This is a genomic window from Microbacterium sp. M4A5_1d, assembly GCF_053345465.1.
The window spans coordinates 201961-225163 of sequence record NZ_JBKFAD010000001.1; the positions used below are offsets into that span (position 1 = coordinate 201961).

Below are 23203 nucleotides of genomic sequence, written 5' to 3' on the forward strand. Positions count from 1 at the left end.
CCGGTCAGCAGCGGGCGCGTCGTCTGAGCGGGCGGCGGCGAGAACCGATCGGTCACGAGGTCGCGCGTGCGATCCAGGCTTCGACCTCGTCAGCTGTGCGCGGGATGTCCGCAGAAAGGTTGACGGGTCCGCTCTCGGTCATGAGGATGTCGTCCTCGATCCGGACCCCGATACCGCGGTACTCCTCGGGCACGGTGAGATCGTCGATCTGGAAGTACAGACCGGGCTCGATCGTGAACACCATGCCGGGCTCGAGGATGCCGTCGTAGTACATCTCGCGGCGCGCCTGCGCGCAGTCGTGCACGTCGATCCCGAGGTGGTGGCTCGTGCCGTGGACCATGTAGCGCCGGTGCTGGCCGCCCCGGTCGGCGTCGAGCGCCTCGTCCGCCGTGACGGGGAGCAGACCCCACTCCGCGACGCGGGCGGCGATGACCGTCATGGCGGCCTCGTGGATCGAGCGGAACGTCACACCGGGCCGGGCAGCGGCGAACGCGGTGTCGGCCGCCTCGCGAACGGTCTCGTAGATGCGGCGCTGGATCTCGGTGAAGCGTCCCGACACGGGCAGCGTGCGCGTGATGTCGGCGGTGTAGAGGCTGTCGACCTCGACGCCGGCATCGACGAGGATGAGGTCGCCGGGCACCACGGGCCCGTCGTTGCGCGTCCAGTGCAGGTAGCAGGCGTGAGGTCCGGAGGCGGCGATCGTGTCGTAGCCCTCGCCGTTGCCGTCCGTGCGCGCGCGCAGGTGGAACACGCCCTCGACGACGCGCTCGCCCCGGGGGGTGGCGATGATGCGGGGGAGGTCGGCCACGATGTCGTCGAAACCACGTGCGGTCGCCGCGACAGCGAGACGCATCTGCTCGATCTCGTACTCGTCCTTCGTCAGCCGCAGCTCGGACACGGCCCGCGTCAGGTCGGGATCTGCTTCGACGACCAGGTCATCGGCGCGTAGCTCGATATCCGCGAGATGCGCGGTCGCAACACCGAGATCGGCGGCGACGTCGGCGAGCGCCGGGCGCGGTCCGATCCAGAACTCGCCGACCGAGGCGTCGGCGTAGAACTCGGCCGTGGTGCGATCGGCTCGGTCGCGGAGGTACAGGGTGACATCGTGTCCCTCGGCGGTGGGCTCGAAGACGAGCACCGAGTCGGGTACGGCGTCGCTGCCCCAGCCCGTCAGATGCGAGAACGCGGAGTGCGCGCGGAAGGGGTAGTCGGTGTCGTTCGAGCGCTGCTTGAGAGAGCCCGCGGGGATGACGAGGCGCCGACCGAGGAACTCGCGTGAGAGTTGTTCGCGGCGAGCGGCGGCGAAGCGCGCCGCGTCGCGGGGCGGCGTCGTCGTCTCGGGCCGGGATGCCCAGCCCTCGGAGATCGTGTCGAGGAAGCCCTGCGGGAACGGCTGACGCCGGTTGGTGTTCTCGGCGGGCGCTTCGGTCTCGGCGGTCGCGGTTCCGATCGTGTCGGTTGCGGTCGTCTCGGTCTCGCTCGTGGTCATGCCTCCAGTCTCGCACCCGGAGGCGGCCGCCGCGACGGTTCAGCGCCGCGTGTACTGCACGACGAGCGGCCGATGGTCGCTGCCGGAGTGATCGAGCGAGGAGATGACGACCGAGCCTTCGGGCTTCCAGGACGCGGTTGCCATGACGTGGTCGATCGGCGCTCCGAGCGGAGCCGGTAGGTCGGTCGGCCAGGTTCCGATACCGCCATTGCCGGTGGATCGGGCGGCGTCGTGGCAGCGACCCAGATCGGCGTCGTCGACGCCGAGACGCGCCATGTGATCGAGCGTCGCGTTGAAGTCGCCGGCCATGATGACATCGTCCGTGGCGCACTGGTCGGCCAGCCACTGGAGGTCGCTGCGCCAGCTCGCCATCTCCTCCGGCCGCGGGGCGACCGCGTGTACCGCCACCACCACGGGGCCGTCGCCGTCGACGGGCATGGCGACGGCGCTCGGGACGATGGTGGTGTTGGACGTACCGGCTGCCTCGGACTCGATGACCGCGTAGTCGCCGAGCTCGGGTGAGATCAGCAGGGCCGTCGAGTTCGCGTCCCAGCTGTCCGGCCCCTCGTAGCTGTCGACGTGCGCCCACATCGGGCGCCCGCGCTCGCGCATCGCCACCGCGACCGCGCGTCCGGTGTCCATCGTCGTCTCGGGCAGCGCCACGATGTCGGCCTGCATCGCCACGGCGGTCTCGGCGATTGTCTGCGCATCGGTGGCGGGACCGGCGGTGTTCCAGGTCATGACGCGGATGCTGTCCTCCGTCTTCGGCGGCAGCGTCTCCGCGCCGAGCCCCCTCACCGCCACGGTTCCCGCGCCGCCGATGGCGACGACCACGGAGACGAGCACGACCCACAGGCAGAAGGCACGGATGCGGCGGCCGAGCGAGAGGACGAGGAAGATCAGGGCGATCGCGACGAAGGCGCCGATCAGGAACGGACGCAGCGCGACCGCCTGCGCGAACGGGAACTCGCGTTCGAGGCGGAGAAGCTCCGGCCAGGTGGCCACGATGGCCGCCGCTGCGAACAGGGCCACCACGAGGGCTCCGAACACGCGCTTCACGCCTCGACTCTAAGAGAGCGAGCCTGGACGATCGCCGGGCACGGCTACGCTGTGGAGGATGGGTACGGCAGAGCGCGCGCACGGCTTCCACGGCCCCAGCGATCTGCACCTGCACTCGGTCCGCTCCGACGGGACGGAGCCTCCTGCCGGAGTCGTGCAAGCCGCCCACCGTGCGGGTGTGCGAACGATGGCGCTCACCGACCACGACACGACGGCCGGCTGGGCCGAAGCGGCTGAGGCCACGGCGTCGCTCGACATGACCTTCCTCCCGGGTATGGAACTCAGCGCCCGCCACGAGTGGCGAACCGTGCACCTGCTCGCGTACCTCTTCGATCCCGACCATCCGCGGTTGCGCGCAGAGATGGAGCGCATCCGCGAGGACCGCATCGGCCGGGCCGAACGGATCGTGCGCAGCATCGCCCGTTCGCACGACCTGACGTGGGACGACGTGCTCGCGCAGACCGGTGCCGGCGCCACGGTGGGACGGCCCCACATCGCCGACGCTCTCGTCGCGCGCGGCCTCGCCGTCGATCGCGCGGCGGCGTTCGCCGGCATCCTGCACCCCAGCCAGGGACATTTCACGCCGCACTACGCTCCCGACCCCGTCACCGCGGTGGAGCTCGTCGTCGCCGCCGGGGGAGTGCCGATCCTCGCGCATCCCTCGCCGAGCGGACGCGAGCGGATGATGCCGCCCGCGGTGCTCCGCGAGCTCGTCGCCCACGGCCTCGCGGGCTTCGAGGTCGGGCACCGCGAGAACACAGCGGACGGCAAGCGCGTCCTGCGTGCTCTCGCCGCAGAGCTCGACCTCATCGTGACGGGGTCGAGCGACTACCACGGTCTCGGCAAGCCGAATCAGCCCGGTGAGAACACGACCGACGATGACATGGTCGCGCGCATCATCGCCCGGGCAAGCGGAACGGCGCCCGTCTACGCGTAGTCGGGCGCCGTCGCGCGAGATGGCCGTATCAGCCTGCGGCGGGAGCCGTCGAGCCTGCCGCGCCGGATCCCGATCCGCCACGACGACGGCGACGCCGGCGGGGGGAGGTCTTGCCATCGCGGTGCTCGGATCCGCCACCATCGTGCGTGCCCGTCCCGGCATCCGTCGACGCGGCCGCCGAGCCCTCAGCGGCCGCCGCACCGTCGCCCGAGCCGCGCGAGCGGCGGCGACGGGGACGCTTCGCATCGCCCTCGGACGATTCCGTCGAGACCGTCTTGACGCTCTGCGTCGTGGGCAGCTTGCGGAGGCGTCCCTTGGTTCCCGCGGGGATGTTCAGGTCCTCGAAGAGGTGCGGGCTCGACGAGTAGGTCTCGACGGGCTCGGGCTGACCGAATTCGAGCGCTCGGTTGATGAGGGCCCACTTGTGCAGGTCTTCCCAATCGACGAAGGTGACCGCGATGCCGGTGCGGCCGGCGCGACCGGTGCGGCCCGCGCGGTGCAGGTATGTCTTCTCGTCGTCGGGGATGGTGTGGTTGATGACGTGGGTGACGTCGTCGACGTCGATGCCGCGCGCGGCGACGTCGGTCGCGATCAGGACGTCCTTCTTGCCGGCCTTGAACCCGGCCATCGAGCGCTCCCGCGCTTCCTGGCTCATGTCGCCGTGGACCGCGCCGGCGTTGAAGCCGCGGTCGTTCAGCTCGTCGACGAGCTTCTGGGCCGCGCGCTTGGTGCGCGTGAAGATGACGGTCTTGCCGCGGCCTTCGGCCTGGAGGATGCGGGCGATGACCTCGTCCTTGTCGAGCGAGTGCGCGCGGTAGACGAGGTGCTTGATGTTCGCCTGGGTCAGGCCCTCGTCGGGGTCGGTCGCGCGGATGTGGATCGGGTTCGACATGAACCGGCGCGCCAGCGCGACGATCGGTCCCGGCATCGTCGCCGAGTAGAGCATCGTGTGACGGACGGGAGCGACCTTCTGGAAGATCTTCTCTATGTCGGGGAGGAAGCCGAGGTCGAGCATCTTGTCGGCCTCGTCCAGCACGACCTCCGTCGCGTTGGACAGGTCGAGCAGACGCTGGCCCGCGAGGTCGATCAGGCGGCCCGGGGTGCCGACGACGATCTGCGCTCCGGCCTTCAGCTGGTCGATCTGGCCCTCGTAGGCCTTTCCGCCGTAAATGGCCACGACACTCGTGGACCGGTTGCGGGTGAGCATGTCCATGTCCTCGAACACCTGGACGGCGAGCTCGCGGGTGGGGACGACGATGAGGGCCTTCACGCCGGGCGCGGGGTCGAGACCCAGGCGCTGCACGACGGGGATGCCGAAACCGAAGGTCTTGCCGGTGCCGGTCTTGGCCTGGCCGATGATGTCCTGGCCGGGCAGGCCCAGCGGGATCGTCTGCTCCTGGATGGGGAAGGCGTCGACGATGCCCTTGTCGGCGAGGGCGTCGACGATGTCCTGGTCGACGCCGAGGTCAGCGAATGTGGTCATGGGTGACGTGCCTGTCTGGCGGTGAGAAGCCGCCGGTGATGTGGGTCCACGCCCTTCACTCAGCCACAGGCGCGGGGCCCCGGTCCGATGCCGGGGCGCATCCAGCCTACCGCGACCCTAGGCTGGACCCGTGGTGAGCTGGTTCTTCAAGCGCAAGCGTCCTGTCGGTCGCACCCTGCGGCTGCGATCCCGAGGCGACTACGGGGATGTCCGTCGCGTCGATTTCGAGGAGCTCGCTCCCGAGGTCGACACCTTCCTCGGTCAGGCCGCGTATCTGCAGCTCGGCTACTTCGAGACGCTGAGCGACCTGATCGCCTCGACCCCCGAGCTGTCGCAGAAGGAGTCGCTGTCGTTGGCGGCGGGCACAGCCCTGCTCAAGCACCGCGAGCTCGTCGGCGTGATCCGCGATCGCGGCGCCGATCCGCTCGAGCTGATGCTGCCCTTCCGTGAGCCGCTCGATGCCTTCCGCCGCGCGACGCACGGCGCACGGCCACTCGAGACGATGCTCTCGGTGCACCTGACGGCCGGCATGCTCGACGACTTCTACCTCGCGCTGTCGGCGAGCTACGGCGACACCGGACGGCAGGTCGCCGTCATCCTGCGGGCGCACGACGACCGCAGTGCTCTGGTGCGCATCATCACCGATGCCATCGCCGCGGACGAGCAGTGGCGGGGACTGCTGTCGCTCTGGGGCCGCCGCCTCGTCGGGGACACCCTGCTGATCGCCCGGGCGGCGCTGCGGTCGACATCGCTGCAGCCTGCGGACGAGAAGAGGGTCGAGCCCACCTACGCCGACGTGATGGCCGCGCATTCGCGCCGCATGGCCGCGATGGGCCTCGAGGCCTGACGCCTCGGGCGGTCAGCCGATCCGGAGGCGACGACGCTCAGCGGCATCCGTCCGGGCCCGCGAGCGCGTCAGCAGCAGGAGGACAGCGGGCACCAGCACAGCCGGAGTCACGATGGCGACGACCCAGATGACGGGGTTGTCGACCGCGAGACCGGCCCAGGTCATCACTGCCCACGCGACGCCGCCGATGACGGCGCCGAGAACAGGCGCGAGCGCGGCACCACGGGCCTCGCGCCCGCGAATCGCGAACTCGGCGGCGAGGCCGATCGCGGCGCCCATGATCAGCGCCAGGACGATCTGCACGGTCAGGCCACGAAGCCCACGCGGCGGGTCTGGTCGGTGCCGACCTCGACGAATGCGATGCCCGCGGTCGGCACGATGTAGGAGCTGCCCTTCGCGTCGCTGAGCTCGACGAAGGGAGCGCCGGAGGTGAGAGCCTCGGAAACGGTCGCCCGAACGGCGTCCGCCGACTCGTTGGATTCGAGGCTGAGCTCGCGGCCGGTGTTCGCGATGCCGATACGGATCTCCACGGATACATCCTCCTCCGCGCCCGTGCGTCGGGCGCTCTTCGACTCTACGACACCGGTCGGACCGGGATGCCGGCCGGGTCACGCCCTGGGCGAACGCCGACGGCGAACCGGTGTCGGCGGTGCCGGTTAGCGTGGAAGACATGGGTCAGGTCTCCGTCGGCGTCGTGCCCGACGCCGCGCAGTCGCGCGCGCTCGAGCTCCCGGCCGAGGCGAGCGCCGTCGTCGTCGGCGCGCCGGGCACAGGTAAGACGCGGACCATCGTCGAACGGGTGCGACGGCTGGTCGTCGACGGACTCGACCCCGACGCGCTCGTCGTCCTGACGGCCACGCGCCAGGCGGCCACGGACCTGCGCGACGACCTCGGCGTCGCCGTCGGCGTGGCGACGGCCGGCCCCCTGGCCCGGTCGGTTCCGGCCTTCGCCTTCCAGATCGTGCGTGCCGAAGCGGTCAGACGCGGCGTCGAACCGCCGCGTCTGCTGACGGGCGGCGACGAGGACGCGATCATCCGCGACCTTCTCGACGGCGACGCGGAGGACGAGCGCGACGGGCGGTCGCGGTGGCCGGGCGAGCTTCCCGCGCACGTGCGCGACTCGCGCGGCTTCCGCGCCGAACTGCGCGCTTTCATCGCGGAGTGCACGGCCTCGGGCATCGACCCGAGCGCTCTCGCCGCCCGCGCCGTTCGCGAGGGGCGACCGGCCTGGCGGGCCGCGGCGTCCTTCATGTCCGAGTACTTCGCGGTCCGCGACGCCATGCGCGGCGCCCACCGTGACGCAGCCGGGCTCATCCGTGAGGCGGTCGAGATCGTCTCCCATCGAGGGATCCCGCAGCTGCGGGTCGTGCTCGTCGACGACGCGCAGGAGCTGACCGCCGGCGGCGTCGACCTCCTCCAGGCTTGTCGCGCTCGCGACATCGCCGTCGTCGCGTTCGGTGACCCCGATGTGGGCTCCGGTGCGTTCCGAGGCGCGACGCCCGAGAACTTCGCCCGTCTCGCCGCGGGCCGCGACGTCGTCGTGCTCGAGACGGTCCACCGGGCCGAGGCCCGCCACGCCCCGCTCGTCTCCGCCATAACCGCCCGCATCGGCGCGGTCGGGCTGGTGGCGCATCGACGGGCTCCAGAACCGGATGCTCCCATGGTCGGTGTCCGGGCGCTGGCGCTGCGATCGCGCTCGGAGGAATTCGACGCCGTGGCGCGGCTGCTTCGCGAGCGGCACGTGCACCACGGAGTGCCGTGGGAGGAGTGCGCGGTCATCGCCCACGACAGTCGTCAGGTCACCGCGCTCGAGGCCGAACTGGCTGCGCGCGACGTCCCGACGGCGACCTCCGGCACCGGTACCTCGCTCGGGGAATCGCCCGTCGTCCGCGACCTGCTGCGGCTCGTCGATCTGGCGGCACGTCCGGGTGAGACCTGGGAGCGCGACGAGGTCATCGCCGCACTCTCCGGCGCCGGGCTCGACGCCGTCGACCAGCGCCGGCTCCGGTCTGCGCTCCGTCAGGCGTTCCCGCCGCGCGAGGGCGAGCCGGTGTCGGCGTGGGAGCTGCTGCGCTCAGCGATGCTCCACCCCGCCGAGCTCGCACTGCTCGATCTGCGTGAGGCGCGTCGGGCGGCGCGTGTTGCGGACACTCTGAGGACCGTCGCCGACCTCATCGCCGACGGTGCGACGGCACACGAGCTGCTCTGGGCGTCGTGGGAGGGGTCAGGCCGGGAACGAGCCCTGCGCGAAGCCGCTCGCGGCCACGGGCCGCTGGCCGCGCAGGCGGATCGAGATCTCGACGCGGTCGTCGCCCTGTTCCAAGCCGCCAAACGCCACGGCGAGCGCGAGGACGGCACGACCCCCGTCGTCTTCCTGCGGGGCATCCTCGACGCAGACGTCGGCGACGACCGGTTCGTTCCGCCGCCGGTGAGCGGAGCGGTGCGGGTGCTGACACCGGCCGCGGCTCTGGGCACCGAGTTCGACACCGTCGTGGTGGCCGGGGTTCAGGAGGGTATCTGGCCGAACCTTCGCGTGCGCGGCGGCCTGCTCGACACCTGGCGACTGCCCTTCGACGACCCCGCGGTCGCGGACGCGCTCGATCGCCGTCGCGGTGTCCTGCACGACGAGCTGCGGCTTTTCGCGCGTGCGGTCTCGCGAGCACGCGAGCTCGTCGTGGTCACGGCCGTCGATGACGACGACACGGGACCGAGTCCGTTCTTCGAGCTGCTGCCCGAGGCGGAAGGGGCCCCGCCGGAGGCGGCGCACCCGCTGACCCTGCGCGGTCTCGTCGCACGGCACCGACGTGCCCTCACGGATCCGCGCACCGCGGAGAACGACCGCCGACGCGCGGCCGGGCAGCTCGCGCTCCTGGCCGATGCGGGTGTCGCGGGCGCCGATCCCGACGAGTGGTTCGGCATCCGTCCGCCGACCACGACGGCGCCGCTGCGCGACCGCGAGGTCGAGACGATCCGCGTCTCGCCCTCACGCCTCGAGACCCTCGAGGAGTGTCAGCTGAACTGGGTGATCGCCGACCTCGGCGGTGACGCGTCGAGCGCCACAGCCGGTATCGGCACGATCGTGCACAGCGCCCTCGAGATCGCGTCTCCCGACGAAGAGTCGCTCTGGCGGGCCGTGTCGGCGCGGTGGAGCGAGCTCGAGTTCGAGTCCGCCTGGCGCGAGCGCGCGGAACGGATGCGCGCCCGTGATCTCGTGCGACGGCTCGCCCGCTATCTCCGGGATTTCGAACGCGACGGCGGCCGTCTGCTGGGGGCCGAGCCGCGTTTCGAGGTGGAGCTCGCCCATGACGACGCCGACGGGCGCATCGTCCTCAGCGGCGCGGTCGATCGCGTGGAGCTGCGTGCCGACGGCAGCGTCGTCATCGTCGATCTCAAGACCGGGAAGCGCGAGCCGCAGACCGACCGTGCCGTGACCCATCACGCGCAGCTCGCGGCGTACCAGCTCGCACACGAGCACGGTGCGATCCCCGCAGCCGCGGGCCTGCCCCCCGGGGGTGCGATGCTGCTCGTGCTGCGACCGACGGCCGCGACGAAGGACTACGCCGCGCCTCGCCAGCCGCCCTTCGGCGACGACGAGCGCGTCGGCTTTCTCGGCCGCGTCCGCGGCGCCGCACGCGTCATGGCCGGGAGCAGCTTCGAGGCTCCGTTCGAGGAGCATTGCCGGGACGATCATTCGTTCGGGCTCTGCCGCATCCACACGATCGCGGCGGTGAGTGCGACATGATCGTCTCGCCTGCAGCCCTGGCGTCCGCCCTCGGTCAGTTCCCACCGACCCCGGAGCAGAGCGCGGTGATCGCCGCGCCGCTCGCGCCGGCGCTCGTCGTCGCCGGCGCCGGCAGCGGCAAGACCGAGACGATGGCGGGCCGCGTCGTGTGGCTCGTCGCGAACGGACACGTCCCGCGCTCCGGCATCCTCGGCCTCACCTTCACCCGTAAGGCGGCAGGCGAGCTGAGCGAACGCATCCGGCGGCGACTCGATCGCCTCGCGGAGTTCGAGGACGCGGGCCTGCTGCCGCATCTCGACGCGCTGCACCGACGAGGAGCACTGGACGTCTTCGGCGAACTCGAGCGAGCGGGCGACCCGGGCGGCGCGCGACGTCACGCCGCGCAGCGCCGCCTCGTCGACGACACCGGTGCGCGCACGCTCGGACCCGCGACGGACTCGCTGCTCGAGCGCCCGACGGTGTCGACCTACAACAGCTTCGCCGACGGCATCGTGCGCGAGAACGCGGTGCGCATCGGGCGCGACCCCGAGGCGGCTGTGCTCAGCGAATCCGCCGCGTGGCTGCTGATGCGGCGCGTCGTGCTCGAGTCGGATGACGAGCGTCTCGAGACGCGGGAGAACGCGCTTCGCAGCATCATCGACGGGGCTCTCCGCATCGCGCGCGACGGCGTCGACAACCTCGTCGACTTCGACGAGCTCGCGCGTTTCGGGGCGGCGTTCCAGGATGTCCTGGAACGCCCGTCGACCCGCAGCGGCACGACCGTCTACGCCGATGTCGCGCGGGCGGCGGAGCAGGTGTCGGGCCTGCCGCTGCTCGCCGACCTCGCGGTGGAGTACCAGCGTCGCAAGCTCCGCTCGGGTGTCATCGACTTCTCCGACCAGGTGGCTGGGGCGCTGACGATCGTCCGCGCCCACGCAACGGTCTCCGCCGACCTCCGCGCGCGGTATCCCGTCGTCCTCCTCGACGAGTATCAGGACACTTCCGTCGTCCAGACCGAGCTGTTGAGCGCCGTGTTCGCCGGTACGTCGGTGATGGCGGTCGGCGACCCGCACCAGTCGATCTACGGCTGGCGCGGCGCGAGCGCCGGCAACCTGGGCGACTTCGCGGCCGCCTTCGCGCCCGGCGGCGGCTCGGGCAGGTACTCGCTCGCGACGAGCTGGCGGAACAGCGAGCGCATCCTGGATGCCGCCAACGCCGTGCTCGCCCCCCTCGCCCAGCGATCGCCGGTGCCGGTCGACCGGCTGCGGCCGCGGCCGAATGCCCCCGCAGGCGGGGTCGACATCGTCTTCGAGACCGATCTCGACGCCGAGACCGAGCGCGTCGCGGCATGGTTCGAGGAAGTGAGAGCGGACCGGCAGCGGCGCGGTCTTCCCACGAGCGCGGCGATCCTGCTGCGCAGCAAGAAGCACATGGTGCGCTTCGCCGACGCCCTCGCGCGGCGCGGCATCCCGCACCGCATCCTCGGACTGGGCGGGCTGCTGAGCACCCCCGAGGTCGTCGACGTCGTCTCGGCCCTGCGTGTCATCAGCGATCCGACGGCAGGGTCGGCATTGCTCCGACTGCTCGGCGGGCCGCGCTGGTCGATCGGTCTTCGCGACCTGCGTTCGCTCGCTGAGCTCGGGCGCCGACTCGCGCGTTCCGACGTCGGGTTGCAGCCGCTGGCTGCTGAGCACGCGACGGAAGAGAACGCGTCGCTGATCGACGCGCTCGACTTCTTCGTGCGCGTCGGCCCCGATCACGGTTGGCTGGCTGACTTCAGCGCACCCGGCCGTGAGCGTCTCCGCGAGGCGGCGGCCACGTTCGCCGGGCTGCGGCGCGCGTCGTCGATGCCCATCCCGGAACTCGTGCGACTGATCGAGGCGGAACTGCGCCTCGACGTCGAACTCGCCGCGAACGAGAGCCGGGGCCCCGCTCGGGTCGCCTCCGATCAGCTGCGTGCCTTCGTCGACGAGCTGCAGGGTTTCCTCGCGACCGATGAGTCAGGATCGCTGCCGAGCCTGCTCGCCTGGCTCGACCACGCCGAGCGGCAGGACGAGTTCGCCCCGCGCACCGAGCCCCCCGAGGATGACGTCGTGCAGATCCTCACGATCCACGGATCGAAGGGACTGGAGTGGGATGCTGTCGCCGTCGGCCGGGTCGTCGCCGACGAACTCCCCGCTCGGCCGCGCGACAAGCAAGGGTGGCTCGGATTCGGAGTCTTGCCGTACGCCTTCCGGGGTGATGCGCGCTGGCTGCCCGACCTCGGGTGGGAGGCGCACGTGGCGCCGAGCCAGCAGGACCTCAAGGCGGCGCTCGCGAGATTCGCCGAAGACAACGCCGATCGACAGCGCGAAGAGGAGCGTCGTCTGGCATATGTCGCCGTGACCCGCGCTCGCGACGCGCTTCTGCTCAGCGGGTCACCGTGGTCGGGCACTCGCAACCCCCGCGGTCCGAGCCCGTTCCTGCGCGAGATCGCGACCGCGCTCGAACACGACCTCGCCGATGCCGAACCGGGGGAGAACCCCTACCTCGATCGTCGTCAGACGATGCAGTGGCCGCTGGATCCCCTGGGCGCGCGGCGCGCGCGGGTCGAGGCGGCTGCGCAGCGTGTGCGCGACGCCTGCGACGCGGGCGCGCGGGATCAGCCCGAGCGCGACCTCGCCCTCTTGCTGGCGGAACGTGAGGAGAGGGCCGGAGGCGTCCGACGGGTCGCCCCCACCCGCATCCCCGCGTCGCGCTTCAAAGACTTCGCCGCCGATTACGACTCCGCCGTGGAGGCGACTCTGCGGCCGATGCCTGAGCGTCCATACCGTGAGACGCGGCTGGGTACGCGCTTCCACGCCTGGGTCGAGCAGCGGTCCGGTCTCACCGCACGGGGGCCGCAACCCGATGCGCCGCTGTGGGAGGTCGATGACCCCGCCGATGACTCGGGCGGTGGCGCGGACGACGATCTGAGCCGTCTGCAGGAGAACTTCCTGCGCTCTGAATGGGCCGAGCTGCAGCCGATCGAGGTCGAGACCGAGATCGACTTCGCCGACGACCGGATGCTGGGCGACGGCCGCCCGCACGTCATCATCTGCAAGCTCGACGCGGTCTACCGCCGTGCCGACCGAGATGGGCGCATCGAGATCGTCGACTGGAAGACGGGGCGACCGCCGCGAACACCGGCGGAGCGGTCCGAGCGGATGCTTCAGCTCGAGCTCTATCGCCGGGCGTACTCGATCCGCCACGGCATCCCCGAATCCGAGATCGATGTCGCGCTGTTCTACGTGGCCGACGACCTCGTCCTGCGGGGCTGAGCGCGACTCGTCAGTCGGCGGTGGACCAGCGCCGCAACGCGTTGCGCGCGGCTTCCGCGTGCTCGGGGTCGTCGCCGTCCTCCTGCTGTCCCGTCGCAGAGGTCGGCGTGACGGTCGGTGCGGCGCCGGTGTCCCCGCGCCGGTCGCTCGAGGCGCCGTCGGGCGTCCAGTCGGACAGGTCGATCGGAACCGTTTCGATGTCGGCCTGCTCAGCGGTGTCCTGGTCGGCAAGGTACGCCGCCAGAAGTGCCGGGTCGTAGGTGTCGGTCTGCATGGAGGTGTCGCCCGCAGCCACCGCAGCCGGCGTGCGGCCGAGCAGCTCGAGCGCGTCGTCGACGGTGCTGTAGTCCTCCGGCAGGAGAGGCTCGTCGCGCACGCCCTCGTCGAGCGCGTTCAGCAGCGCGACGGCATCCTCCACGACCCGGGCAGCACCGGTCTCGTGGCCGTGTGCGAGCCACCGCGCGAACTCGAGCTCCGCATACAGACGCGAGCGCGCAGCGAGAGCGGCGTCGGGCGTGTGGTGCGCGGCCTCGGCGTAGGCGGCGAGCACGTCGCCGCGGGCATCCGGAGCCGAGGCGAGCCAGCGGAGGTCCTCGGCAGGGTCGCCGACGCCGAGACCGTGCCAGGCGAGAAGACCCGTGACAGTGGGGCCGGCGGCGGTGTCGCTCAGGACGAAGCGGCCCGGGTCGACCCCGCCCAGCGTGACCGTCGCCTCGAAGCGCCAGAGACGGTCCTCGCCGAGTGCCGTGCTCCAGCGTCGGAGGAGACCGAAAGGCAGCGAGCCGGTGGCCTCGGCGCGGTCGAGCAGACGTTCGGCGTCTTGGCGCACGTCGGCGCTCGTGCGGATACGCAGGCCGGCGTCGCGCGCGACCGCGTGGGGGAGGGCGTGGACGCGCGCTATGGCCGAGCCGAGCGACCAGGCCGCGCCGCGGCCCGGCGGAATGTGGCCCGCTTCAACACGGTAGCCGGGGACGTAATCCTGCACGACCGCGGTGAAACCGCCCATCCGGGCTGTGCCGAGAACCGCGGGGGCCTCGAAGGGAAGCAGGCCGCGCACACCCGGCGTCAGGGCGCGCAGCGCGCGGGTGTCGGCGACGAGTTCGAGGTCGGCGTCGACGTCGACCGGCACGCGCACGACGACTCTCCGGCCGTCCTCGAGGGTCACCAGGGCACTGTCGTATCTGCCCTCGGCGCGCTCGGTGAGCTCCGCGGCATTCACGACGGCAGCCCCGGGGAGAGCCGAACTGACGGACGCGGCTAGAGTGAAGGGAGAGCGAGCCATGCCATCAGGGTAGGTCGGGCGGCCGCGCAGGCCGACGCGCCACGCCCGCGAGAGAGGTCCCCGAGATGCGAATGCAGCCGCCGGCGCTGGCCCGGTCCGTCTTCGAACCGTCACCGGAAGAGCGCTCCGATGAGACGCTCATCGATCGTCTTCGTGCCGACCCGGCGACCCGCGTCGTGCAGATACACGGTGACCGTGCCCGTGTTCGCGGGAACCGACTCGTCTGGGACGAGCCCGCGGCTGTCGAAGAGGCCGGGGACGCCACCGAATGGGGCTTCCTCGGACGTGCCGTCGACGGTTCGGCGCGGCTCGTCGCGGCTGTCGCGTCGCCGGTCGACGGCGATGACGCGGGCGCGTGGGCGTCGCTGCGGATGTCGGGGGGCGACCTCGTCGACGAGGACGCGGGTGCCTTCGTGACTGCTGTGGCCCTCGGACGCTGGTTCTCGGATTTCCGGTTCTGCCCGCGCTGCGGTTCCCCCGCACGGCTGCGGTCGGCGGGGTGGTCCCGCGCGTGCAGCGGGTGCGGTCGTGAACAGTTCCCACGGACGGATCCCGCGGTGATCGTCGCGGTTCGCGACGTTCGCGACGAGCGACTGCTGCTCGGGCAGAACGCGGCCTGGGCCGTGGACAACCGGTTCTCCACCTTCGCGGGGTTCGTCGAAGCGGGTGAGTCACTCGAGACGGCCATCCGCCGCGAGGTGGCCGAAGAAGCGGGCGTGGTCGTCGACGACCTCGTCTATCGAGGCTCGCAGGCGTGGCCTTACCCGCGCTCGCTGATGCTCGGGTTCCACGCCGTAGCCGCAGATGCGCCGGCGGCCCGGCCGGACGGCGAGGAGATCGTCGCCGTGCGATGGTTCGACCGCGAGGAGATCCGCAGTTCGCTCGCCGGCGCCGGGCCGGTGAATCTTCCCGGCACCGCCTCGATCGCGCGTCGGCTCATCGCGGACTGGTGCGGGGACGCGGCGTGAGCGACTCGCTCGCCGGCCTCGATGAACAGCAGCGCGAGGCCGCCTCGGCGTTGCGTGGCCCCGTCTGCGTCCTCGCGGGCGCCGGGTCGGGCAAGACCCGGGTCATCACGCACCGGATAGCCCATGGCGTCGAGACCGGGGCGTACTCGCCGAGCCGGGTGATGGCGGTGACCTTCACCGCCAAGGCCGCGGGCGAGATGCGGGGCCGCCTCCGGGCGCTGGGCGTCGGGGGCGTGGCCGCTCGAACCTTCCACGCCGCCGCCCTCGCGCAGCTGAACTACTTCTGGCCGCAGCTCGCCGGTGACGCGGCCCCCACGATCCTCGGCAGCAAGGTGCGGCTGCTCGCTCAGGCTGCCGACACCATCGGCGTCGATCCCGACCCGGCGGTGCTTCGCGATGTCGCGACACGCATCGAGTGGCGGAAGATCACGATGCGCTCTATCGAACGCTATGCGCTCGATCGTCCCGAGCCGGTGGGGTCTCTCTCGCTGGACGCCGTCGTCGCGCTGCAGCGCGCTTACGAGCAGCTCAAGGACGAGCGCCGGCAGCTCGACTTCGAAGACGTCCTCCTCGCCTGCGCGGGAATGCTCGAAGCCGAGCCGCGTGTCGCCGCCGAGGTTCGTGAACAGTACCGGCATTTCACGGTCGACGAGTTCCAGGACGTCTCACCCGTCCAGCACCGGCTGCTCGAGCTCTGGCTCGGTGAGCGCCGCGATCTCTGCGTCGTGGGCGACGCGAGCCAGACGATCTACTCCTTCGCCGGTGCCGACCCGTCGTATCTGCTGGACTTCGGGGTGCGCCATCCCGATGCGCGCGTGCTGCGACTCGAGCGGAACTATCGATCAGAGGCCGGCGTTGTCGCCGTGGCGAACTCGCTCATGCGGGGTCGTCCCGGCGCGCTCGAGCTCACCGCGAATCGGGCGACACCCGACCATCCCCGCCCGACGATCCGTGCGTTCGCCGACGACAGCGCGGAAGCCGACGGCGTGGCGGAAGCAGTCGCCGACCAGATCGCTCGGGGCATCGATCCGCGCGACGTCGCCGTCCTGTACCGCGTCAACGCGCAATCCGCACCACTCCTGGCGGCCCTGGCTCGGCGCGGCATCGCCGCGGCGGTGCTCGGAGGGAAGCGCTTCTTCGACATCCCCGAGGTGCGTCAGGCCGTCATGGCGCTGCGGGGTGCGTCGGTCGCCCCGTCGTCGGGCGACCTCGTCGCAGACGTCCGCTCGATCCTGCGTTCGCTCGGGCTGACAGACGAGCCGCCGCCGGCGGGCGGGCCGCTCCGTGATGCCTGGGAGGCGCGCGCGGCGCTGCTCCGTCTCGCCGAAGAAGCGCCGGCGGGCACCACGATGCGGGCCTTCACCGACGAGCTCCAGGTGCGCGCGAAGGACCAGCACGAGATCCCGACCCGCACGGTGACGCTGTCGACGCTGCACGCCGCGAAGGGGCTGGAGTGGGACCACGTTCACCTCGTCGGCCTCGCGGAGGGACTGCTGCCCATCGCTTACGCCACGACCTTCGAGCAGATCGACGAGGAACGGCGCCTGACCTACGTGGGGGTCACGCGGGCAGCGCGCACGCTGACGATGTCGTGGGCCCGGGCGTCGGGACGGTATGAACGCCAGGTGTCGCGCTTCGTCCGGGAGATCGGCACCAGCACGCTGGATGAGGTTCGTGGTCGCGCCACGCCGCCTCGGCGGTCGACGCCAGCACGGTCAGCGAGCGGGTCCGCTCCGTCACCGGCGCGCTGATCAGACGCATCGCCGTGGCGCATGCCGCGGCGATGGCGGCGGGCTCGGTGGGAGAACAGGGCCGGGCGAGCAGTTGCGCGGCAAGCACCGGCCACGCGGCATCCTGAGCGCGACGGTGTTCGTGAAGGCACGCCAGACATCCGGTGCGACCGGGAACGACGAGCGGCCCCACGGTGACCTGGTCGCCGGCGAGCTCGAGGGCGAGATGCGGGATGTCGCGGGCCACGAGGGATGCGGCCCGGCGTGGCTCGACCAGCCGGGAGGCGACGAGGATGACGACGCCGGTGGAGTCCGGGTTGGTCGACGCCCGCAGCCGTGCACCGGCCGCCGCGAACGCATGGTCCACCGCGGCCCGATCTGCGGCCGCGACCTCGTCGCCGAAGGACACGGTGACGGACACGGGGGACCGGGGCCGAACCAGCACGGGACGCAGCGACTCGCGCAGGAGCTCGATCTGAGCCGGGTTCGCGCCGCCTTCTCGAGCGATCGTGTCGAAGAGCTCGTCGGGGATGCCGGTCACCAGCGCGTGCAGCAGCCGTTCATGCCACGATTCGACCGGCTCCAGCACGATGCTTCCCGGCTCGTGGCCGAGCTGCACGGCGGTGGGGGAGCGCCACAGCGGCGCAGCGGAGGGCGCGAGACGGATCATGCCTCGATTCTCGGCTCGGGCCGTGGTCCCGGGGGCGGTCTCCACAGGAAGCATCGCGTCGGACTGACGAAGAAGCAGTGGGGAGGAGACGCGGCCGCTCAGACGGGCGAAGGCCCGCCGGGTCCGTCGTCGTCCCGCCGCGTCCGATCCTCTTCCGGGGCTTCGTGCGTCGAATCGTCGCCCTCGGCCGCGGAGGCCAGCAGCGCGTCCAGCGCGTCGTCCATCTCGTCGCGTTCGGGTGCCTCGCCGCGTGCCCGCGCCTGCAGACGCGCGATGAGAGCCGACGGATCGTCGACATCGGCGGGTGCCGGCATGAGGTCCGGGTAGTCCCACAGGCTGTCGCGGGCGTCGCGCCCGACGGCATCCGTGATCGCGCGCCACATCGCCGCCGCCTCGCGCAGACGACGCGGCCGCAGCTCCAGGCCGACCAGCGACGCCATCGCCTGTTCGGCGGGACCGCCGACGGCACGGCGACGACGCACAGCCTCAGCGATGCGGTCCGCGGCGGGAAGACGCGTCGTCGCGTCCGCGGACACGACGTCGACCCAGCCCTCGATCGTGGCGAGCAGGTGCTCGAGGCGCGTGAGCGCGGCGGACTGGGCCTCGGATCGCTGGGGGAGCAGCACGCCGCTCTCGAGCGCCTGGCGGAGCTCCTCGGGCTGAGAAGGATCGAAGCGCGAGGCCAACTCCTCGAGGGCGTCGGTGTCGACGTGGATGCCGCGTGCGAAGTCCGTCACCTGCGAGATCACGTGCAGGCGCAGCCAGCGGGCGTGTCGGAAGAGCCGAGCATGGGCGAGCTCGCGGGTGGCGAGGGAGAGAGCGAGCTGCTCGTCGTCGATGCCCAGGTCGCGACCGAAGTCGGCGAAGTTCTGGGGCAGGATCGCGGCTTCGCCGTCCGGCATGACGGGGATGCCGACGTCGCCGCCGGAGACGACTTCGAGTGACAGCTTTCCGACCACCGCGCCCAGCTGCGCGGCGAACAGGGAGCCGCCGACCGTCCGCATCAGGCGACCAGCGCCGGCGATCATGCCCTGCATGTCTTCCGGAGCCTGCGATTCCAGGGCCGCGGTCAGCGCGTCGGCGACCGAGGTTGCGACCGGCTCGGCGAGTTCCTGCCAGACCGGGAGGGTCGCTTCGACCCAGGCCCCGCGGGTGAGGGCTCGCGGCGGCGTGGCCAGATCCGAGATCGTGGTCGCCTCGCTCAGCCACAGCGTGGCCAGCGCGAACGCCTCGGAGAAGTCCTGCTTGTCGCCTGCGCTGATGCCGTGACCGTCCTTATTGGCCAGGTGCAGCGCCTGCGTCCGCGTCGCGCTCCAGTCGACGCCGCCGTCGCCGCCCGCGGCGAAAGCGCCCTGGAGATGCTGCACCATCTGCTGCAGCATCGCGGGGTCGACGCCCATTGCCGACAGGCGTTCGAGCTGCTCGGGCCCGAGCGTGCCGCCCTGGCCCAGCAGGCTGCGGAGCAGCTCCTGGAACTCGTCCTCGGGAGAGCGGTCGTCATCAGCCATGTCAGGCGCCTTTCAGCAGGGCGGTCAGCTCGCGTTCTACGCTAGCCGCACGACCTCGTCGCACGGCGCGAACGGACCTCGTTCGCTTTCGCCGGTCGCGAACGACCGGGACCAGAAAGCAGCACGTGTCACTTTTCGACGAGAACGCACCCGCCCCCGCGCCCCGGCGCCGCCGCATGAGCCGCGCCTCACTCGCGGGTCTGTGGGCGGTGTCCTTCTCCCTCATCGCGCTGCTCATCCTCACCGTCGTGCCGACGTCCTTCGTGATCCAGCGCCCCGGGCCGGTCTACGACACGCTCGGTTCCGTGGCCGCCGGCGACGGCGAGCAGCGCCCTCTCATCAGCGTGTCGGGTGCGGAGACGTTCCCGACGTCGGGCTCGCTCGACCTGCTCACGGTCGAGGTTCTGGGAAACCGCGAGCGTACGCCCTCGTGGCTGGAGCTGGCGGCCGCCTGGTTCGATCCGGCCCGCGCGGTCGTGCCCATCGACGAGATCTTCCCCGCGGGCGTGACGACCGAGCAGCGCAACGACGAGAACGCCGCGCTGATGGTGGACTCCCAGAAGGAGGCCACCGCCGCTGCCCTCTCCGAACTCGGGTACGACGTCACGTCGCTCGTCCGTGTCTTCCAGCTCGCCGACGACTCGCCGGCGGCCGGTCTCCTCGAGCCCGACGACGTCATCCGCTCGGTCGACGGGGAGTCCGTCGCGACCACGGCGGCTCTGCGAGACGCCGTGAACGCCGCGGGCGGACGTCCCCTCACGCTCGAGGTCGATCGCGCGGGAGAGCGGCTGTCGGTCGAGGTCACCCCGAAGCAGATGACGGTCGACGGCGAGACCCGGTGGGTCATCGGCGTCACGATCGCGCAGGACTTCGACTTCCCGATCGACGTGACGCTTCAGCTCGACAACGTCGGCGGCCCGAGTGCGGGCATGATGTTCGCCCTCGGCATCATCGACACGCTCACCCCCGGAGAGCTGACCGGCGGGGAGCGTTTCGCCGGGACCGGCACGATCGATGCGACGGGCACCGTGGGCCCGATCGGCGGTATCCGGCAGAAGCTGTACGGCGCCAAGGATGCCGGAGCCGAGTGGTTCCTCGCCCCGGAGCGCAACTGCAACGAGGTCGTGGGTCACATCCCTGATGGCCTCCGCGTGTTCTCCGTCGCGGACCTCGACGACGCCCTTTCGGTGGTCGAGACCGTCAGCACGGGCGGCGATCTCGACGCTCTTCCGACCTGCACCGCGGGCTGAGGCTCGGCGTCCCCCCCAGCGGGCGGCGCCTAGGATGGAGGGGTGACCACGACCTCAGCGCCGACCCCGGCCACACCCAGCAGATCCCGCCGCGCCGTCGGCATCACCCTCGCCGTCATCGCGGCCGTGGTGGTGGCCTTCTTCATTTTCGCGAGCCTCTACGCCGATTGGCTGTGGTTCCGTCAGCTCGGCTTCGACGGCGTCCTGGTGACTCAGTGGACCGCGCGCGCGATCATGTTCGTCGTCGGCTTCGTCGCGATGGCGGTGCCCGTCTGGCTCTCGATCCAGCTCGCCTACCGGTTGCGGCCCGTCTATGCCCGCCTGAGCTCGCAGCTCGACCGCTATCAGGAGGTCGTCGAGCCGCTGCGTCGTCTGGGCATGTGGGGCATCCCCACCTTCTTCGGCTTCTTCGCCGGCTTCGCCGCTTCGGCGCAGTGGGAGACGGTGGCCCTCTGGCTCAACGGCGGCACCACCGGCACCGCCGATCCGCAGTTCGGGCTCGACACCGGCTTCTACCTCTTCACGCTGCCGTTCCTCTCGGCGGCCGTGGGCTTCGTCTCGGCGATCGTCATCGTGTGCCTCCTGGTCACCGCCCTCGTGTCGTACCTCTACGGCTCGGTCCGGGTCGGCCAGCGCGAGCTGCGGATCTCGAAGTCGGCGCGCATCCAGCTCGCCGTCATCGCCGGCATCTACCTTCTGGTGCAGGGCGTGAGCATCTGGATCGACCGTTATCGCACGCTGGTCACCCCGAATGACCGCATCACCGGGGCCGGGTACGTGGACGTCAACGCCGTCATCCCGGGGCAGACGATCCTCGCGATCGCCGCCGCGATCGTGGCGGTGCTGTTCTTCGTCACTGCGATCATCGGCCGCTGGCGCTTCCCGCTCATCGGCACCGGCCTCCTGGTCGTCACCTCGCTCGTCGTCGGCGTCGCCTACCCGTGGTTCGTCAACAACGTGCAGGTGCGGCCGAACCAGCTGACCCTCGAGTCGCAGTACTACGAGCGCAACATCGAGGGCACGAAGGCGGCCTACGGCATCTCCGGCCTCGAGAAGACCGACTTCCAGGCAGTGACCGACGTCGAGCCGGGTCAGCTGCGGGCCGATGCCGACACGACCGCTTCGATCCGCATCATGGACCCCGCGATCATCGGACCGACGGTGCGGCAGATCGAGCAGTACCGCTCGTACTACCAGTTCGCCGAGCCGCTCGACGTCGACCGCTACGAGATCGACGGGCAGTCGCAGGACACCGTGGTCTCGGTCCGCGAGCTCAACGTGAACCAGCTCGGCGACGCGGCGTCCTGGTACAACACGACGCTCGTCTACACCCACGGTTACGGCATGGTCGCGGCGAAGGGCAACGAGCGCACGGCCGACGGCAACCCGGTCTTCGTCGAGCGAGGCATCCCGGCATCCGGTGAGCTGACGAACGGCCAGGAGTACGAGCCGCGCGTGTACTTCGGCGAGTTCTCGCCCACGTACTCGATCGTCGGGGCGCCCGAGGGGTCGTCTCCCATCGAGCTCGACTATCCGCGCGGGCAGGAGGGCGAGAGCCAGACGAAGACGACGTTCGAGGGAGACGGTGGTCCGTCCATCGGCGACGTCTTCCACCGCCTGATCTACTCGCTGAAGTTCCAGTCCACCGACATCCTGTTCTCGGACGCCATCAACGAGGACTCGCAGATCCTCTACGACCGCGACCCGGCGACGCGCGTGCAGAAGGTGGCGCCCTACCTCGAGCTCGACAACGACCCGTACCCGTCCGTCGTCGACGGACGCATCGTCTGGATCGTCGACGGCTACACGCTGAGTGCGAACTACCCGTACTCGTCGATCGTCAGCCTCAGCGACGCGATCTCCGACTCGTCGAACCCGCAGCCCCGTGTCGCGCTCGACAACATCAACTACATCCGCAACTCGGTCAAGGCGACAGTTGACGCGTATTCGGGCGAGGTGACGCTGTACGCGTGGGACGAGACCGACCCGCTGCTGCAGGCCTGGCAGAAGGTCTACCCCAACACGCTCAAGCCGATCAGCGACATGAGCGGCGACCTGATGAGCCACGTGCGGTACCCGACCGACCTGTTCAAGGTGCAGCGCGCCATGCTCGGCACCTACCACGTCGACACGGCGCAGTCGTTCTACTCGCGCGACAACGCCTGGAAGACGCCGAACGACCCGCAGCAGGACACGCAGCTGCAGCCGCCGTACTACCTGACGATGAAGATGCCCGGCCAGGACGCCCCGTCGTACTCGATGTTCTCATCGTTCATCCCCGGCGGTCAGGACACTCGTAACGTCCTGATGGGCTACCTGTCCGTCGACTCCGACGCCGGTTCCGAAGCTGGTGTCGTCAGCGGTGAGTACGGCAAGCTCCGGATGCTCGAGGTCAATGCCGAGACGCCGGTTCCGGGTCCCGGCCAGGTGCAGAACACGTTCAACGCCGATCCCGTCGTGTCGTCGTTCTCGAACATCCTGCGTCAGGGTCAGTCGGAGGTCATCAACGGCAACCTGCTGACACTGCCCGTGGGTGGCGGTCTGCTCTACGTCCAGCCCGTCTTCGTGCAGTCGTCCGGAGCTACCAAGCTGCCGACGCTCCAGAAGGTGCTCGTCGGCTTCGGCGACCAGGTCGCCTTCGAGGACACCCTGCAGGAGGCGCTCGACAAGCTGTTCGGCGGCGACTCGGGTGCGAGCACCGGAGACACGGATGTCGTTCCCGAGCCCAGCCCCGGCGACGAGGCGACTCCGGGCACCGGCGACGGCGGAACGGCGCCGACGACTCCCGCCGCGGACTACCAGGCGGCGCTCGACCAGGCGCGCGATGCTCTCGCCGAGCGCAACACGGCGATGCAGAACGCCGACTGGGCGGCGTACGGTGCCGCAGATGCCAAGCTCACGGAGGCGATCTCGCGTCTGCTCGAGCTCGGTGAGCAGGGCGAGAACTGACCCCACCTGAA

15 protein-coding genes are annotated in these 23203 nt (G+C 70.9%); 8 read left to right on the forward strand and 7 right to left on the reverse strand.

Annotated elements, in window-relative coordinates; genetic code table 11:
- Positions 1 to 52: 52 nt before the first annotated feature.
- Together ACLBWJ_RS00915 and ACLBWJ_RS00920 are read right to left on the reverse strand one after the other, a co-directional pair.
- Positions 53 to 1489 carry an aminopeptidase P family protein gene (locus ACLBWJ_RS00915; RefSeq protein ID WP_447659585.1) on the reverse strand — a complete coding sequence of 479 codons (1437 nt, stop codon included), beginning with the start codon at positions 1487 to 1489 and terminating at the stop codon, positions 53 to 55.
- A gap of 39 nt (positions 1490 to 1528) precedes the next feature.
- Entirely contained in the window at positions 1529 to 2548 is a 1020-nt protein-coding gene (locus ACLBWJ_RS00920) for an endonuclease/exonuclease/phosphatase family protein (protein ID WP_447659586.1), read from the reverse strand.
- A 58-nt stretch (positions 2549 to 2606) separates the two neighbouring features.
- Between ACLBWJ_RS00920 and ACLBWJ_RS00925 the strand changes: the two genes are divergently transcribed.
- Positions 2607 to 3485: a PHP domain-containing protein gene (locus tag ACLBWJ_RS00925; protein ID WP_112614912.1), complete on the forward strand. Its 879-nt coding sequence runs from the start codon at positions 2607 to 2609 to the stop codon at positions 3483 to 3485.
- Between the two features lie 28 nt (positions 3486 to 3513).
- Here the strand turns inward: ACLBWJ_RS00925 and ACLBWJ_RS00930 are convergent, their stop codons facing one another.
- Positions 3514 to 4968, reverse strand: coding sequence for a DEAD/DEAH box helicase (locus ACLBWJ_RS00930; protein WP_112614910.1), 1455 nt, complete (start codon positions 4966 to 4968; stop codon positions 3514 to 3516).
- 130 nt (positions 4969 to 5098) lie between these two features.
- On the opposite strand from ACLBWJ_RS00930, the gene ACLBWJ_RS00935 reads away from it, so the two are divergent.
- On the forward strand, positions 5099 to 5815 hold the full coding sequence (locus ACLBWJ_RS00935) for a ferritin-like fold-containing protein (RefSeq protein ID WP_447659587.1): 717 nt from the start codon (positions 5099 to 5101) through the stop codon (positions 5813 to 5815).
- Between the two features lie 12 nt (positions 5816 to 5827).
- On the opposite strand, the gene ACLBWJ_RS00940 is transcribed toward ACLBWJ_RS00935, so the two are convergent.
- On the reverse strand, positions 5828 to 6118 hold the full coding sequence (locus ACLBWJ_RS00940) for a hypothetical protein (RefSeq protein WP_114589527.1): 291 nt from the start codon (positions 6116 to 6118) through the stop codon (positions 5828 to 5830).
- Positions 6119 to 6120: 2 nt separating this feature from the next.
- Positions 6121 to 6345 (reverse strand): DUF3107 domain-containing protein, encoded by a 225-nt coding sequence (locus tag ACLBWJ_RS00945; RefSeq protein WP_064956528.1) that lies wholly within the window; start codon positions 6343 to 6345, stop codon positions 6121 to 6123.
- A 140-nt stretch (positions 6346 to 6485) separates the two neighbouring features.
- Here ACLBWJ_RS00945 and ACLBWJ_RS00950 point away from each other — a divergent pair, with 140 nt between their 5' ends.
- Together ACLBWJ_RS00950 and ACLBWJ_RS00955 are read left to right on the forward strand one after the other, a co-directional pair.
- Positions 6486 to 9557: an ATP-dependent helicase gene (locus ACLBWJ_RS00950; RefSeq protein WP_447659588.1), complete on the forward strand. Its 3072-nt coding sequence runs from the start codon at positions 6486 to 6488 to the stop codon at positions 9555 to 9557.
- Positions 9554 to 12835 carry an ATP-dependent DNA helicase gene (locus tag ACLBWJ_RS00955; RefSeq protein ID WP_354450551.1) on the forward strand — a complete coding sequence of 1094 codons (3282 nt, stop codon included), beginning with the start codon at positions 9554 to 9556 and terminating at the stop codon, positions 12833 to 12835. The genes ACLBWJ_RS00950 and ACLBWJ_RS00955 overlap by 4 nt, the downstream gene beginning before the upstream one ends.
- A gap of 10 nt (positions 12836 to 12845) precedes the next feature.
- Here ACLBWJ_RS00955 and ACLBWJ_RS00960 read toward each other — a convergent pair whose 3' ends face one another.
- Complete coding sequence (locus ACLBWJ_RS00960) at positions 12846 to 14117, reverse strand: aminoglycoside phosphotransferase (protein WP_354450553.1); 1272 nt, start codon at positions 14115 to 14117, stop codon at positions 12846 to 12848.
- Between the two features lie 65 nt (positions 14118 to 14182).
- Here ACLBWJ_RS00960 and nudC point away from each other — a divergent pair, with 65 nt between their 5' ends.
- Both nudC and ACLBWJ_RS00970 read left to right on the forward strand, forming a co-directional pair.
- Positions 14183 to 15085 carry an NAD(+) diphosphatase gene (nudC, locus tag ACLBWJ_RS00965; protein WP_274177935.1) on the forward strand — a complete coding sequence of 301 codons (903 nt, stop codon included), beginning with the start codon at positions 14183 to 14185 and terminating at the stop codon, positions 15083 to 15085.
- Positions 15082 to 16836, forward strand: coding sequence for an ATP-dependent helicase (locus tag ACLBWJ_RS00970; RefSeq protein WP_269266169.1), 1755 nt, complete (start codon positions 15082 to 15084; stop codon positions 16834 to 16836). The genes nudC and ACLBWJ_RS00970 overlap by 4 nt, the downstream gene beginning before the upstream one ends.
- A gap of 747 nt (positions 16837 to 17583) precedes the next feature.
- Here ACLBWJ_RS00970 and ACLBWJ_RS00975 read toward each other — a convergent pair.
- Entirely contained in the window at positions 17584 to 18993 is a 1410-nt protein-coding gene (locus ACLBWJ_RS00975) for a zinc-dependent metalloprotease (protein ID WP_112614898.1), read from the reverse strand.
- Positions 18994 to 19118: 125 nt separating this feature from the next.
- Between ACLBWJ_RS00975 and ACLBWJ_RS00980 the strand changes: the two genes are divergently transcribed.
- A complete protein-coding gene (locus tag ACLBWJ_RS00980) occupies positions 19119 to 20243 on the forward strand; it encodes a YlbL family protein (protein WP_112614896.1) in 1125 nt (374 codons plus the stop codon).
- 42 nt (positions 20244 to 20285) lie between these two features.
- Entirely contained in the window at positions 20286 to 23192 is a 2907-nt protein-coding gene (locus ACLBWJ_RS00985; RefSeq protein WP_274177933.1) for a UPF0182 family membrane protein, read from the forward strand.
- The last annotated feature ends 11 nt before the right edge of the window (positions 23193 to 23203 follow it).